We start from the raw sequence: 14971 nt of genomic DNA, 5'->3' as shown, positions 1-14971 counted from the left end.
TCAGCTTGGCGCACTCTTCCAGCACGGCGGCGGCGGTGTCCAGGCCGGCGTCGCCAAAGCCCGGCATCTGGGCGATCTCGTCGATGCGCGCCAGATGCTCGATGTCGAACAGCATGTCCTTGATGGGCGCGGTGTAGCTCATGGGTGTCTCCTCGAATGACGATGACGAATGGAACGGTGCGCCGCACCGCCGCGTCCGGCATGCGGCTGCGCGGGCTGCGCTAAAGCGCCCGGCGAAGAAAAAAGGGCATCGCGAACGATGCCCTTGGGTGCGTGCTGTCGCGGGCCTAAAGCCTCAGAGCGCCTTGACCAGCTCCGGCACGGCCGTGAACAGGTCGGCTTCGAGGCCGTAGTCGGCCACGCTGAAGATCGGCGCTTCCGGGTCCTTGTTGATCGCCACGATCACCTTGGAGTCCTTCATGCCGGCCAAGTGCTGGATGGCGCCCGAGATGCCCGCGGCCACGTACAGCTGCGGCGCCACGATCTTGCCCGTCTGGCCCACCTGCAGGTCGTTGGGCGCGTAGCCCGCGTCCACCGCGGCGCGGCTGGCACCGATGGCCGCGCCCAGCTTGTCGGCCAGCGGCGTCATCACTTCCTGGAACTTCTCGCTGCTGCCCAGCGCGCGGCCGCCCGAGACGATGATCTTGGCCGCCGTCAGCTCGGGACGGTCGTTCTTGCTCACCTCGCGGCCCACGAAGGTGCTCTTGCCGCTGTCGGCCGCGGCGTCCTTTGTCTCGACCTGCGCGCTGCCACCGGTGGCAGCGGCGGGGTCGAAGCCGGTGGTGCGCACGGTGATCACCTTCTTGGCGTCGGCCGATTGCACGGTGGCGATGGCGTTGCCGGCGTAGATCGGGCGCTCGAAGGTGTCGGGGCTGTCCACCTTGGTGATGTCGCTGATCTGCGCCACGTCCAGCTTGGCGGCCACGCGCGGGGCGACGTTCTTGCCGGCGGCGGTGGCCGGGAACAGGATGTGGCTGTAGTCGCCGGCCAGGGCCAGCACCTGGGCCGCGACGTTCTCGGCCAGGCCTTCGGCCAGGCTCGCGCCGTCGGCATGGATCACCTTGGCCACGCCAGCGATCTGCGCGGCGGCCTGAGCGGCGGCGCCGGCGTTCTGGCCGGCCACCAGCACATGAACATCACCGCCGCAGGCGGCAGCGGCCGTGACGGTGTTCAGCGTGGCGGGCTTGATCGACTGGTTGTCGTGTTCTGCAATGACGAGTGCGGTCATGTCTTGTCTTTCCTTCGTCGTGTCCGTGCCGATCAGATGACCTTGGCTTCGTTCTTGAGCTTGTCGACCAGGGTGGCGACGTCGGGCACCTTCACGCCGGCGCCGCGCTTGGCCGGCTCGCTGACTTTCAGGGTCTTCAGGCGCGGCTTGACGTCCACGCCCAGGTCCTCGGGCTTGACGGTGTCCAGCGGCTTCTTCTTGGCCTTCATGATGTTGGGCAGCGTGACGTAGCGCGGCTCATTCAGGCGCAGATCGGTGGTGACCACGGCCGGCAGGCTCAGGCTGATGGTTTCCAGGCCGCCGTCGACTTCGCGCGTGACCTTGGCCTTGTCGCCTTCGACCTCGACCTTGCTGGCAAAGGTGGCTTGCGGCAGGTCGGCCAGGGCGGCGAGCATCTGGCCGGTCTGGTTGGCGTCGTCGTCGATGGCCTGCTTGCCCAGGATGATGAGGGAGGGTTGCTCCTTGTCGACCAGCGCCTTGAGCAGCTTGGCGACGGCCAGGGGCTGCAGCTCTTCGGTGGTCTCGACCAGGATGCCGCGGTCGGCGCCGATGGCCATGGCCGTGCGCAGCGTTTCCTGGCACTTGGCCTCGCCACAGCTGACGGCGATGACCTCGGTGGCCACGCCCTTTTCCTTCAGCCGCACGGCCTCTTCGACGGCGATCTCGTCGAAGGGGTTCATGCTCATCTTGACGTTGGCGATGTCCACCCCGCTGCCGTCGCTCTTGACGCGCACCTTCACGTTGTAGTCGACGACCCGCTTGACGGGGACCAGAATCTTCATTGGCTTGACTCCGTTGATTGCAAAAGGCGTGTTGCTGCGCAACTCAGCAAAACATTCTAGGGCGACCCCTTCCGGCGGGCGTGCTTTGCCCGCTGGGGCGACGCGGGCGGCCAGCGCCGGCGCCATAAAAAGAACGATCGTGCTTTTTTGAAGATTATAGTGACGGATTCCTCGTGCGCTGCAGCATTGGCGACACGAACCGAGGGACAAGGCCGGCGCTGGAGCGGCCGTTCATCACCGGCCCATCCCTCTTCGCGGCCCGCCACGACCCCGTTCAGGCGCCGCCGGTGGCGCTCCGGTCCCCAACCGAGGGCTGGCTGTCGCTGCCCCCGCCCGGAGGCATCTGCGGGCCCGCACCGGGCGGCAGCGACGCCACCCGCACGACCCGCTGCGGAAAAGGAATGTCGATGCCGGCCCGCCGCAGTCCTTCCAGCACCGCGATGTTGACCGCCGAGCGCACGTTGTCCTTGCCCTTGTCCGGATCGCTGATCCAGTAGTTGAGCGTGAATTCCAGCCCGTCGGCGCCGAAGTTGGTGAGGAAGGCGACGGGTGTCGGATCAGCGAGCACGCGGTCCTGCGAGGCGGCCGCTTCGCAGAGGATGGCCTGCACCTGCGCCGGATCGCTGTCGTAGCCCACGGCGATGACGGTGTTGAGATTGGTCTTGAGGTCCGCGAGCGTCAGGTTCTCGACCCGGCCCGTGATGATCGACTCGTTGGGCACGATGGCCTGCCGGCCGTTGCGCGCGCGGATGAGCGTGTAGCGGGTCTTGATGTCGGTGATCTGTCCTTCGAAGGTGTCGACCTTCACGCTGTCGCCGATGCGGATCGAACGCTCCAGCAGGATCACGAAGCCGCTCACATAGTTAGCAGCCAGCTTCTGCAGGCCGAAGCCCAGGCCCACGCCCAGCGCGCCGCCCAGCACGGAGAGCGCGGTCAGGTCCACGCCCACGGCGGACAGTGCAAACAGCAGCCCGACCAGCAGCAGCCCGGCACGCACCGCGTTCGATGCCACCTTGCGCATCGACAGGTCGCTCACCGCCGGCGTCAGCAGCCGCTTCTCGATGGTCGACGAGATCCACAGCGTGATCATCAGCACCACGCCGCACGACAGCACGCCTTCGAACAGCGTGCGCAGGCTGACCCGCGTCTTGCCGAAACCGAGGTTGATCGCTTCCAGCTCGTCCAGCACCGGCGGCAGCAGCCCCACGATCCAGAGCACGGCGGCGGCCCAGGCCACCCACGAGATGGTGCGCTCCACCAGCCGCACCAGTGCCGAGGCCGGGAAGACGCGCCGCAACACCCGCGCGAACAGCCGGATGGCCAGCAGCGCCAGGAAGATCGACACCGCCACCCGCAGCAGCAGCGTGGGCTGCACCGTCAGCAGCAGCCGCCGCGCCAGATCCGTGAAGGCCAGCGCCAGCAGGGGAAAGAGCAAGCCGTCGAAGCTCTTCTCGCCGAACCACAGCGAGTCGCCCGGTTGGTCGCGGCCGAACCACCGGGTCACGCCCCAGGCCAGCAGCAGGCACAGCACCAGCGCGGCGATCTCGATCCACAGTGTGCGGGCATGCACCTCGGAGAGGCGCTGTACGAATCCATTCCAGTCGAGCATGCGCTGGCGGCTTCCCCTGCGGGGAAGATCACGGGAGTTGCGGGAGGCGCGAGGGTAACAAGCGGCGGTGGCTCGGCGAGCAGACGTCGACGTCAGCCGGCAACCGTCGGCATGCGGAGTGCCGACGGACAATCGTCCGCCCATGCCGCGCCGCCGCTCACGAGACCACCACCACGTCTACGTCGTGCTGCTGTCCGAGCGCGTGTGGAACGAGCCGGCCTTCCGCCGCGCCAACCCGGACCACGACATCCTCAAGCCCTGCGTCTACGTCGGCATGACGGGCCTGGACCCCGACCTGCGCTTCGACCGCCACATGGCCGGCGTGCAGGCCAATCGCTTCGTGCTGAAGTACGGGGTGCGGCTCATGCCCGAGTTGTACGAGGCCTACAACCCCATGCCCTACCGTGCTGCCGTGGAGATGGAAGTGGAACTGGCGATCGGCCTGCGCGAGGCCGGCTACGGCGTCTGGCAAGCCTGAGCGCGCCGGCGCTCAGAGGTCGGCCAGTACCCGCACATGCGCCTCGACGCTGCGGGCCAGCGCGTCGAGGTTGTAGCCGCCTTCCAGCAACGAGACGATGCGGCCCTTGGCATACCGGTCGGCCACCTCGCGGATGCGGCTGGTGATCCAGATGTAGTCGTTCTCGTTGAGGCCGAGCTGGCCCAGCTCGTCCTCGCGGTGGGCGTCGAAGCCGGCGCTCACGATCACCAGCTCGGGCCGGAAGGCCTCCAGCCGGGGCATCCACACCGCCTCGATCATCTCGCGCACGTCCATGCCGCGGGTGTAGGCAGGAATGGGCACGTTGACCATGTTGTCGGCCGGTTGGTCGGTGCCGCTGAACGGATAGAACGGATGCTGGAAGATGCCCACCATCAGCACCCGTGGGTCGCCGGCCAGGATGTCCTCGGTACCGTTGCCGTGGTGCACGTCGAAGTCCACCACCGCCACGCGGGAGATGCCGTGCTCGTCCAGCGCATGCCGCGCGGCGATGGCCACGTTGTTCAAAAAGCAGAAGCCCATGGCCTGCTCGCGGCAGGCGTGGTGGCCCGGCGGGCGCACGGCGCAGAAGGCGTTCTGCAGTTGGCCGCCCATCACCGCGTCGGTGGCCGCGATGGCGGCGCCGGCCGCGCGGCGTGCCGCCAGCAGCGTCCCGCGGCAGAGGGAGGTGTCGGGATCGACGGGCGCATGGTCGGGGCCGCCGGCCGGCGCGTCGGCCACCAGGCGCTGGGCCAGGGCTTCGAGCCGCTCCATGTGCTCGGCGCTGTGGGCCCGGGTGATCTGGGCCAGGGTGGCCAGGGGAATGTCGTCGTCGTGCCGCTCCAGCGCATCGGCCACGCCGGTGACGAGCAGGCGGTCCTCGATCGCGTCCAGGCGCTCGGGGCATTCGGGATGGCCGCGCCCCATTTCGTGCTTCCAGAAATCGCGGTGCGTGTAGTAGCCGGTGTTGCCCATGTCTCGTCTTCTCGTGCATGGCCCCAGGCGGCGGCCAGCCGGGGCGCATGCGCTATCTTCTGCGGATGGATACCAAAATGGACGTGGCCGCCAAGCTCGCCGCCTTGCTGAATCAGCTTAACACGGTGATCGTCGGCAAGGCCCCCCAGGTGCGCGACGGCGTGGCCTGCCTGCTGGCGGGTGGGCACCTGCTGATCGAGGACGTGCCGGGTGTGGGCAAGACCACGCTGGCCCACGCGCTGGCCCACACCTTCGGGCTGCAGTTCTCGCGCGTGCAGTTCACCGCCGATCTGATGCCGGGCGACCTGTCGGGCGTGTCCATCTACGACCGGGGACAGCAGGGCTTCGTCTTCCATCCCGGGCCGGTGTTCGCCCAGGTGCTGCTGGCCGACGAGATCAACCGCGCCAGTCCCAAGACCCAGAGCGCGCTGCTCGAAGCGATGGAGGAGAAGCAGGTCACCATCGAAGGCCAGACGCGGCCGCTGCCCGAGCCCTTCTTCGTCATCGCCACGCAGAACCCGCTGGACCAGCTGGGCACCTTCGCGTTGCCGGAATCGCAGCTCGACCGCTTCCTGATGCGCATCTCGCTGGGCTACCCGGACCGCGCGGCCGAGCTGGAGCTGCTCTCCGGCGCCGACCGCCGGCAGATGCTGGGCACGCTGCCTGCGCTGCTGACCGCGGGCGAGCTGCGGGCGATCCAGCAGCGCGTGCTGCAGGTGCATGCCGCGCCGGCGCTGCTGGCCTATCTGCAGGACCTGATCGAGGCCACGCGCTCCGGCCGCTGGTTTTTGCAGGGGCTGTCGCCGCGCGCCGGCATCGCCGTGCTGCGGGCGGCCAAGGCGCAGGCGCTGCTGGCCGGGCGCGACTATGTGGCGCCCGACGACATCCAGGCCGTGCTGCCGCAAACCATCGCCCATCGGCTCAACCCGGTCGGCGACGCCGGCCGCGGCGCCGTCGAGCAGGTGCGCGCCATGATGGCGGCCGTGCCGCTGCCCTGACCCGGGCGCCAACCGTCCATGGCTCTCGTCCTGCGCCAGCGCATGGAGACCTGGCTGCTCGCGCGCCGCGCGCCCAGCGACCAGGTCAGGCTCACGCAAAGGCAGGTGTACATCCTGCCGACCCGCGCCGGGCTGCTGCTGGCCGCCACGCTGCTGGTGCTGCTGGTGGCCTCGATCAACTACCAGCTCAACCTGGGCTACCTGCTGACCTTCCTCATCGCAGGCTGCGCGGTGGCCGGCATGCATGTGGGCCACGGCACGCTGCGCGGCCTGCAGATGCACCTGCTGCCGCCCGTGCCCGGCCACGCGGGCGCGGCGGCCGTGCTGCGGGTGGTGCTGCACAACACGGGCCGGCGCACGCGCTTCGGCATCGGGCTGGCCGTGCGCGGCAGCGGCCACTGGTCGTGGACGGACGTGCCCGCGCAGGGCGAGACCACGGTGGACATCGGCTTCCTGCCGCCGCGCCGCGGCCTGCATGCCGTGCCCACGCTCACGGCCGAGACGCGCTTTCCCATGGGCGCCTTCCGCGTCTGGACCGTCTGGCGCCCGGCGGCGCAATTGCTGGTCTGGCCCGCCGCCGAGGTGGGTGCGCCGCCGCTGCCCACCGGCCCCGCCGACGCGGACAACACCAGCCCGGCCCGGCGCCAGGCCGGCGGCAGCGGCTTCGAAGGGGTGCGCGTCTACCAGCGTGGCGACCCGCTGCGCCAGCTGGTGTGGAAGCGCGTGGCCCGCGCGCAGGCCGCTGGCTCCGAGGAGCTGGTCAGCCGCGACAGCCAGCAGTCTTCGCGCCATTCGCTCTGGCTGGATGCCGCCGCCACCCGCCTGCCCGATGCCGAGGCGCGGCTGTCCCGCCTGACGGCCTGGGTGCTGCAGGCCGACCGGCTGGAGCTCGACTACGGCCTGCGCATCGGCGGGCGCAGCCTGGGGCCCTCGCGTGGCGAAGCGCACCGACGTGCCTGCCTCGAAGCCCTGGCCCTTGCCTCTTGACGCTGCCGTGACCGCCCTGCCCCTTCGCCTTCGCACCCGCGCCGCCGGCCTGCCGCGCGATGCGCGCGACACGCTCTTCCTGCTGGCCGTCATCGCGGTGGTGCTGCTGCCGCAGTTGCCGACGCTGCCCTTGTGGACCAGCGTCCTGGCCGGCACCGTGCTGGTGGGGCGCGGGCTGCTGGCCTGGCGCTCTGCGCCGCTGCCGGGATGGCGCTGGCGCGTGGGCATGTTGCTGCTCGCGCTGGCGGCCACTTGGCTGAGCTACCGGACGCTGATCGGCCGCGAGGCCGGCGTCACGCTGGTGGTGGTACTGCTGGCGCTCAAGACGCTGGAGCTGCGCGCCCGGCGCGACGCCTTCGTGGTGTTCTTCCTGAGCTTCTTCGTGATGCTCACCAGCTTCTTCCAGTCGCAGTCGCTGCTGACGGCGGCGCTGATGCTGTTGGCGCTGATGGGGCTGCTCACCGCGCTGGTCAATGCCCACATGCCGGTCGGCCGGCCGCCGCTCGCGCAGTCCGCGCGCATCGCGGCCTTCATGACCCTGGCCGGCGCGCCCGTCATGCTGGCCTTGTTCCTCTTCTTCCCGCGGCTGGCGCCGCTGTGGGGCACGCCCAACGAGGGCATGACGGGCCGCAGCGGCCTGTCGGCCACCATGCGCGTGGGCACCATCGCGCAGTTGGCGCTGGACGACGGCATCGCCGCGCGCGTGCGCTTCGACGGCGACGCCCCGCCCCCGCGTACCGCGCTGTACTTCCGCGGGCCGGTGCTGTCGCGCTTCGATGGCGTCGAATGGACATCGCCCGAGCCGTGGGAGCGCGGCCTGCCCCAGTTGCGCAGCCGCGGCGAGCCCGTGGGCTACGAGATCACGCTGGAGCCCAGCAATCGCCCCTGGCTGCTGGCCCTGGATGCCATGCGCACGGCGCCCGCCCTGCCCGACGGCCTGCGCGCGCTCCAGGGCGGCGACCTGCAATGGAGCACCAACCGCCCCATCGGCGACCTGCTGCGCTACCGCGGCCAGAGCCAGCTGGACTTCACGAGCGGCCCGGTGCGCCGGGCCGGCCTGCCGGGCTTCTACCTGGCGCTGCCGCCCGGCAGCAATCCGCGCACGGCCGAGCTCGCCCGCCAGTTGCAGGCCCAGGCCGGCGGCAGCACGACCGCGCTGGTCGACGCCGTGCTGCAGCGGCTGCGCACGGGCGGCTACGTCTACACGCTGGAGCCCGGCGTCTACGGCGCGCAGACGGCCGACGAGTTCTGGTTCGACCGCAAGGCTGGCTTCTGCGAGCACATCGCCTCGTCCTTCGTGATCCTGATGCGGGCCGCGGGCGTACCGGCGCGCATCGTCACCGGCTTCCAGGGCGGCGAGATCAACCCGGTGGACGGCTACTGGACGCTGCGCAACAGCGACGCCCATGCGTGGGCCGAGGTGTGGGAGGAAGGCAAGGGCTGGTGGCGCGTGGACCCGACGGCGGCCGTGTCGCCGGGCCGGGTGGGCCAGTTCCAGCGCCTGGTGCCCCCGCCCGGCTTCTTCGCCGGGGCCATCGGCGCCATGAGCCCCACGTTGATGCAGCACGCCCGCGCGCTGTGGGAGGCGGTCAACAACGCCTGGAACCAGCGGGTGCTGAACTACACGCAGACCCGGCAGTTGGACCTGCTCAAGGCCCTCGGCATGGACAGCCCCAGCCCGTCCGACCTGGCCCGGGTGCTGCTGATGGCACTGGTGGCCGCCAGCCTGGGCGGCGCGGCCTGGGCCTGGCGCGAGCGTCGGCGCACCGACCCGTGGCTGCGGCTGCTGGCCCGGGCGCGCGCCCGGCTCGCCCGGTCCGGCGTGAGCGTGCCGCCCGACAGTCCGCCGCGGCGCATGGCGGAGCTGCTCGACGCGCGTTTCGGCGAGGCCGCCACGCCCACGCGCGACTGGCTGCTGCGGCTGGAGGCCCAGCGCTACGCACGCGATCCGGCCGACGACCTCGCCGCATTGCGGCGCGACTTCCGGCGCCTGCGCTGGCCGGGGTGAGCGATGCGCGCACCCTTCGGCACAATCGCCCGGATGCGCTTCTTCCCGTTCCTGCCGCTCGCGCTGTGCGCGTCGCTGGCCCTGCCGGCCCTCGATGCCGGCGCCACGTCCAGGCGCGGCGACGCTGCCCGCTCCGCCAAGCAGGGCGGCAAGCAGGCCGCCAAGCGCACCGCTGCCGTCGGCGAGGCCTATGCCGGCCGCGCCGATGCCATGGCCTTTGCCGACGAGATTGCCGCCCGCCAGAACCTGGATGCCGCCTGGGTCCGCGCCACGCTCGGCCAGGCCCGCCTACTGCCCAACGTGCCGCGCTTGATGCTGCCCGCACCGGCCGGCAGTGGCACCAAGAACTGGGCCGCCTACCGCAGCCGCTTCGTCGAGCCGATCCGCATCGGCGCCGGCGTGCGCTTCTGGCGCGACAACGCCGCCACCCTGGCCCGCGCCGAGCGCGATTTCGGGGTGCCCGCGGACATCATCGTGGGCATCGTCGGCGTCGAGACCATCTATGGCCGCCAGATGGGCAGCTTCCGCGTGCTGGATGCGCTGGCCACGTTGGCCTTCGACTTTCCGCAGGCCCATCCGCGCGCCGCGCAGCGCCAGGCCTTCTTCCGCGGCGAGCTGGAGAACTTCCTGACGCAGGAGGGCCGCACCCACGCCGACCCCACGGCGCCGGTCGGCAGCTACGCCGGCGCCATGGGCATGCCGCAGTTCATGCCCAGCAGCATCGCCAGGTACGCGGTCGACTACGACGGCGACGGTCGCATCGACCTGGTGAACGATCCGCAGGACGTGATCGGCTCGGTGGCCAACTACTTCAAGGCCTTCGGCTGGCAGCCGGGCCTGCCGGCGACCTATGGCGTGCGCGTCAATGCGGCGCGTGCCCAACTGCCCGTGCTGCTGGCGCCCGACATCGTGCCCAGCTTCAGCGCCGATGCCTTCGTCGCCGGCGGCGCACAGCTCGACGCCGACGGCCTGCGCCACCGCGGCCTGCTGGCCCTGATCGAGCTGCAGAACGGCCCGAGTGCGCCGGCCAGCTACGTCGCCGGCACGCAGAACTTCTACGTCATCACGCGCTACAACTGGAGCAGCTACTACGCCATGGCAGTGCTGGAGCTGGGCGCCGCCGTCCGCGCCGCGATGGCGCAGTGAGCGACGAAGCCGCCCCCATGGACCGCGACGCCTTCCTTTCCCGCCATGGCGCCGGCTGGCTGCAGGCCTGGACCGACATCGGCGCGCAGGCACCGGTCAGGCTGCTCGACCAGCTCTGCACCCGCTATGCCGAGCCCCAGCGCCACTACCACACGCTGCAGCACCTGGACGAATGCCTGCACCTGCTGGCCGCCCACCGCGGTCTGGCCGAGCGGCCCGCCGAGGTCGCGCTGGCCCTGTGGTTCCACGACGCCGTGTACGACGTGCATGCCAGCGACAACGAGGCCCGCAGCGCCGATTGGGCACGGGATGCCCTGATCACGGCGGGCGCGCCCGCCGGGACGGCCGGACGTGTGCATGCCCTGGTGATGGCGACGCGCCACGGCCAGCCCGGCGCGCAGGTGCCCCAGGACCCGGACACCCGGCTGCTGCTCGACGTGGACCTGGCCATCCTCGGCGCACCGTCCGCCCGCTACGCCGAGTACGAGCGCCAGATCCGCGCCGAATACGCCCATGTGCCGCCCAAGGTGTTCGAGCCCGGCGCCGGCAGTTGATGGCGGGCTTCCTCGCGCGGCAGCCGCTCTACCTCACGGCCGGCATCCGTGCCGAACGGGAGCCGCAGGCGCGGCGCAACCTCGCTGCCGCCGTGGCGGGCTGAGCGCCAGCGCGCCGCCCGGCAGGAGGCAGGAGGCAGGAGGCAGGAGGCAGGAGGCGGGCGGCGGACCAGGTCGGCCTCTTGTCCCACTCGAACTTTGGTGTTCATCGTCCGTCCGGAGCCGGGCACCCCCGCCAATGTCCTACAAAGGCGCGACACTGGCCGCCTCCGCCCCCTCGGACCCACTTTCCACCCATGAGCGCTGACGCCCTTTCCTTCCCGACGCCCGGCGCGGGACCCCAGCGCATCACCGGCGCCTCGGCCGCGGCGCTCTGCCCGCCTGAATCCGAGATCGACCTCACTGTCCGAGAACCCGCCCGCGTCGCCCTGACCGCAGCACTGGGCCTGCTCGACCACGACGTGGACGAAGCCGTCGGCCATGCGGTGTCCCTGGTCCGCAGGCTCACGCATTCGCCGGTCTCGTTCTTTGGCGCCATCGGGCCCGAGGTCGACCACTACAAGGCGATCGAAGGCGCAGGGCCTCCGCTGTCCGAAACCCGCACCATGGCGGGACGCACCTTCTGCCACTACACCCACGCGCTCGGCCGGACGCTGGCCATCGAGGACACCCGGGCCGAGTCACCGTGGCGCGAGGTGCCGACGGTCCACACGCTGGGCGTGGCCGCCTACCTGGGCGTGCCGGTGCGGCACCAGGGGCAGGTGGTCGGCAGCCTGTGCGTCATCGACCAGGTGCCGCGTCGCTGGGGCGAGCAGGAGATCGACCTGCTCGAGGCCATGGCCCAGTCCATCGAGCGTGAACTGGCCCTGCGCGCCACGCTGCGCGTGGCCCGCGAGGACATGCGGCGCCAGGCCGAGCTGGTGCTCGAACGCGAGACGCTGGTGGCCAACGTGCTGCACGACCTGGCCACGCCCATGCTGTCGCTACAGCTGAGCCTGGCCATGCTGCGAAAGCGCCATCCTGGCGAGGCCGACGCCCTGGCCGGCCTGGGCCATGCCACCGACATGCTGCGCGAATTGGTGGGTGCCCTCAACGGCCGGCGGCTGGCGCGTGGCGGCGCCGGCGACACGCCCCCGATGCCCGCCGAGCCCGCACGGCCCCTCAAGGCGGGCATGGCCTCGCGCGAGCTGCAAGCCACGTCGCCGACGGCCGACGAGCCGGCCACCAGCCCGCTGGCGCTCGACGCCGTGCTGGTGGACGTCGCCCGCATGGTCCAGCCCATCGCGGCCCGCGACGGGTTGCGCCTGCAGACCCACCTGGACAGCGGCGGCCGGGTGGCCGTGGGCCGCGGCGAACTGCTGCGCGTGGCGGGCAACCTGCTCAACAACGCCATGAAGTTCAGCCGGCCCGGTGGCACGGTCACCCTGGCCAGCGGCCGCGACGCGCAACCCGGCTGGGTCTGGATGGCGGTGCGCGACGAAGGCGTGGGCATGACGCCCGAAGAGGTCGCCCGCTGCACCGAACGCGGCTACAGCAATGGCAAGGGCCGCGCGCACAGCACCGGGCTGGGCTTGGCCATCGCCCGGCAGTTCGCCCTCGAAGGAGGCGGCGAACTGCGGGTGCGCAGCGAGGTCGACCGCGGCACCGAGGTGCTGATCCGCTGGCCCGACAGCCGCCCCTCTGCGCAATCCGGCGCGTCCTGGGGCACGCCGGCCCAGTCCTCGACCCTCGGCTGAGGGCCACGGGGCGCGCCCGGGCTCAGTGGGCGGCGCGCAGGCTGGGCCCGAGGGCGAACCGGCGCATCCACGCATCCACCGCCTCGCGCTGCGACGGATCGAGGTGCAGGCCGAGCTTGGAGCGGCGCCAGAGCACATCCTCGCCGGTGCGTGCCCATTCCTCGTCGGCCAGGTAGCGCAGTTCGCGCTCGAATACGCCGGGCGCTACGGCGGCCCCGAGGTCCGCCATGGACGCCGCATCGCCCAGCACCTGGGCGATGCGCGTGCCATAGGCGCGCGACCACCGCCGCGCCAGCGCCGCATCGAGCCAGGGATGGCGCTGCTGCACTTCCTGCACGAAACGTTCGAACTGCACGTCGGGCGGCAGCCGGCGGCTCTCCGCGGGCAGCCAGTTCGCCAGGTCGCCGCCGGCCAGCGGGGCGGCCTCGGTCCAGGCCGGGCGACGGTCATTCAGCATCTCGCCAACGGCGTCGGCCGCATCCTCGGCCAGCTTGCGGAAGGTCGTGATCTTGCCGCCCCAGACCGACAGCAGCGGCGCGGCCTCGGTGTGGCGCTCCAGCAGGTAGTCGCGCGTGACGGCGGACGGATCGCCCGAGGCATCGTCCAGCAGCGGGCGAACGCCCGAATAGGTCCAGACCACGTCCGCCGGCGTGACGGCGCGCTCGAAGTAGCGGCTCGCCTGCTCGCACAGGTAATCGATCTCGCCCGGGGTGATGCGGCCGGCCCGTGGGTCATGGCCTTCCAGTTCCAGGTCGGTGGTGCCGATCAGCGTGAAGTCCTGCTGATAGGGGATGGCGAAGATGATGCGCTGGTCGGGGTTCTGGAAGATGTAGGCATGGTCGTGCTCGAACATCCTTGGAACGACGATGTGACTGCCCTGCACCAGGCGCAGGCTGCGCTTGGCCAGCGACTCGCCGCCCGCGGGCGTGGCCGCGCCGCGCAGGAAGGCCTCGGCCCAGGGGCCGGCGGCGTTGACGAGCGCCTTGGCCTGCACGGCGCGGGCGGCGTGGTCGGCCGTCTCCAGCGTGCAGGTCCAGCCCTCGGCGCTGCGGCGCGCCGCCACGCAGCGGGTGCCGGTGAGGATCTGCGCGCCGCGGGTGCGCGCGTCCAGGGCGCTGAGCACCACCAGCCGGGCGTCGTCCACCCAGCCGTCCGAATAGACGAAGCCGCGCTTGTAGCGCGCCTTGAGCGGCGCACCGGCGGCATGGCGGCGCAGGTCCACGCTGCGCGAGCCCGGCAGCACTTCCCGCTTGGCCAGATGGTCGTAGAGGAAGAGGCCGGCGCGGATCATCCAGGCCGGCCGCATGGCCGGGTCGTGCGGCATCACGAAGCGCAGGGGCCACATGATGTGGGGCGCGCTCTTGAGCAGCACCTCGCGCTCCGCCAGTGCCTTTCGCACGAGCGAGAACTCGTAGTACTCCAGGTAGCGCAGACCGCCATGGATCAGCTTGGTGGAGGCCGAGGAGGTGTGCGCCGCCAGATCGTCCTGCTCGCACAGCACCACCTTGAAGCCGCGGCCTGCCAGGTCGCGCGCAATGCCGCAGCCGTTGATGCCGCCGCCGACGACCAGCACGTCGCACTGGATGGGGTCGAGTTCGAAGCTGGCGGCGCGAATGTTTTCGGATTCGTTCATTTCGATTCCTTTTGGCGCGATTTTGCCGCAAATTTTTGCCCTTATCATTTCGTTTGTTTTCGGATCGACGCGTGTGAACCACTCCAACCCTCGCCAAGTCCAGCTGCTGGACACCGTCCGCACCCGCGGAAGCGCCACCGTGGAGGAGCTGGCGGAGGAGCTGGGCGTGACGCTGCAGACAGTGCGCCGCGACGTGCAGCGCCTGGCCGACGCCGGCCTGCTGGCGCGCTTCCATGGCGGCGTGCGGGTGCCGGTCTCCACCATCGAGAACATCGCCCATCCGCAGCGGCAGATGCTCAACGCCGAGGCCAAGGCGCGCATCGCGCGGGCCGTGGCGGCGCAGGTGCCGCACGACTGCTCGCTGATCCTCAACGTGGGCACCACGGCCGAGGCCATCGCCCGCGCACTGTTGCAGCACCGCGGGCTGCGCGTCATCACCAACAACCTGCACGTGGCCCACATCCTGGCCGGCAACGAGGCCTGCGAGGTCATCGTGGCCGGCGGCACGGTGCGCGCCCGCGACCGCGCCGTCGTGGGCGAGGCGACGATGGACTTCATCCGCCAGTTCAAGGTGGACATCGCCCTGATCGGCTGCTCGGGCATCGAGCAGGACGGCACCGTGCGCGATTACGACCTGCGTGAGGTGAAGGTGGCCCAGGCCATCATCGGCCAGGGAAGAGAAGTGTGGCTGGCGGCCGACGCCAGCAAGTTCAACCGGCCGGCGATGGTGCAGGTGGCACCGCTCGCGGCCATCGACCGGCTGTTCACCGACGCCGAACCGCCCGCGCCCTTCCCCGCCCTGCTCGCGCAGGCGCAGGTGCGCTGTGACATCGCCTGAAC

At 71.0% G+C, this 14971-nt stretch carries 14 protein-coding genes; 8 read left to right on the top strand and 6 right to left on the bottom strand.

Annotation, left to right across the window (positions count from 1 at the left end; genetic code table 11):
* From L0984_RS17645 to L0984_RS17630, 4 genes are all read right to left on the bottom strand, one after another.
* The coding region (locus tag L0984_RS17645) for an acyl-CoA dehydrogenase N-terminal domain-containing protein (protein ID WP_234195061.1) at positions 1-142 on the bottom strand (142 nt) is incomplete at its 3' end.
* Positions 143-295: 153 nt separating this feature from the next.
* Positions 296-1228, bottom strand: a complete 933-nt coding sequence (locus L0984_RS17640; RefSeq protein ID WP_234195020.1) for an electron transfer flavoprotein subunit alpha/FixB family protein — start codon at positions 1226-1228, stop codon at positions 296-298.
* 32 nt (positions 1229-1260) lie between these two features.
* Positions 1261-2010 carry an electron transfer flavoprotein subunit beta/FixA family protein gene (locus L0984_RS17635; RefSeq protein WP_234195019.1) on the bottom strand — a complete coding sequence of 250 codons (750 nt, stop codon included), beginning with the start codon at positions 2008-2010 and terminating at the stop codon, positions 1261-1263.
* Between the two features lie 274 nt (positions 2011-2284).
* On the bottom strand, positions 2285-3619 hold the full coding sequence (locus L0984_RS17630) for a mechanosensitive ion channel family protein (RefSeq protein ID WP_234195018.1): 1335 nt from the start codon (positions 3617-3619) through the stop codon (positions 2285-2287).
* Between the two features lie 142 nt (positions 3620-3761).
* Between L0984_RS17630 and L0984_RS17625 the strand changes: the two genes are divergently transcribed.
* Positions 3762-4097: a hypothetical protein gene (locus L0984_RS17625; RefSeq protein ID WP_234195017.1), complete on the top strand. Its 336-nt coding sequence runs from the start codon at positions 3762-3764 to the stop codon at positions 4095-4097.
* Positions 4098-4109: 12 nt separating this feature from the next.
* On the opposite strand, the gene L0984_RS17620 is transcribed toward L0984_RS17625, so the two are convergent.
* Positions 4110-5069, bottom strand: coding sequence for a histone deacetylase family protein (locus L0984_RS17620; RefSeq protein WP_017761808.1), 960 nt, complete (start codon positions 5067-5069; stop codon positions 4110-4112).
* Between the two features lie 77 nt (positions 5070-5146).
* On the opposite strand from L0984_RS17620, the gene L0984_RS17615 reads away from it, so the two are divergent.
* The 6 genes from L0984_RS17615 to L0984_RS17590 all read left to right on the top strand — a co-directional run bounded on the left by L0984_RS17615 (position 5147) and on the right by L0984_RS17590 (position 12498).
* The gene (locus tag L0984_RS17615; protein WP_234195060.1) at positions 5147-6067 is read left to right on the top strand and encodes an AAA family ATPase; all 921 of its coding nucleotides are present in this window, start codon (positions 5147-5149) and stop codon (positions 6065-6067) included.
* An 18-nt stretch (positions 6068-6085) separates the two neighbouring features.
* Positions 6086-7054, top strand: a complete 969-nt coding sequence (locus tag L0984_RS17610) for a DUF58 domain-containing protein (RefSeq protein ID WP_234195016.1) — start codon at positions 6086-6088, stop codon at positions 7052-7054.
* A gap of 7 nt (positions 7055-7061) precedes the next feature.
* Positions 7062-9062 (top strand): transglutaminase family protein, encoded by a 2001-nt coding sequence (locus L0984_RS17605; protein ID WP_234195015.1) that lies wholly within the window; start codon positions 7062-7064, stop codon positions 9060-9062.
* A 33-nt stretch (positions 9063-9095) separates the two neighbouring features.
* The gene (gene mltB, locus L0984_RS17600) at positions 9096-10208 is read left to right on the top strand and encodes a lytic murein transglycosylase B (protein ID WP_370646045.1); all 1113 of its coding nucleotides are present in this window, start codon (positions 9096-9098) and stop codon (positions 10206-10208) included.
* Positions 10209-10225: 17 nt separating this feature from the next.
* Positions 10226-10762, top strand: coding sequence for an HD domain-containing protein (locus L0984_RS17595; protein ID WP_234195014.1), 537 nt, complete (start codon positions 10226-10228; stop codon positions 10760-10762).
* A gap of 296 nt (positions 10763-11058) precedes the next feature.
* On the top strand, positions 11059-12498 hold the full coding sequence (locus L0984_RS17590; protein ID WP_234195013.1) for a sensor histidine kinase: 1440 nt from the start codon (positions 11059-11061) through the stop codon (positions 12496-12498).
* 22 nt (positions 12499-12520) lie between these two features.
* Here the strand turns inward: L0984_RS17590 and glpD are convergent, their stop codons facing one another.
* A complete protein-coding gene (glpD, locus tag L0984_RS17585) occupies positions 12521-14131 on the bottom strand; it encodes a glycerol-3-phosphate dehydrogenase (RefSeq protein WP_234195012.1) in 1611 nt (536 codons plus the stop codon).
* A gap of 73 nt (positions 14132-14204) precedes the next feature.
* Between glpD and L0984_RS17580 the strand changes: the two genes are divergently transcribed.
* Positions 14205-14969, top strand: coding sequence for a DeoR/GlpR family DNA-binding transcription regulator (locus L0984_RS17580; protein WP_234195011.1), 765 nt, complete (start codon positions 14205-14207; stop codon positions 14967-14969).
* Positions 14970-14971 lie beyond the last annotated feature (2 nt).

Source organism: Pseudacidovorax sp. NFM-22 (genome assembly GCF_021401245.1).
Lineage (GTDB): Bacteria > Pseudomonadota > Gammaproteobacteria > Burkholderiales > Burkholderiaceae_C > Xenophilus.
This window is presented reverse-complemented; position numbering and strand designations above follow the sequence as displayed.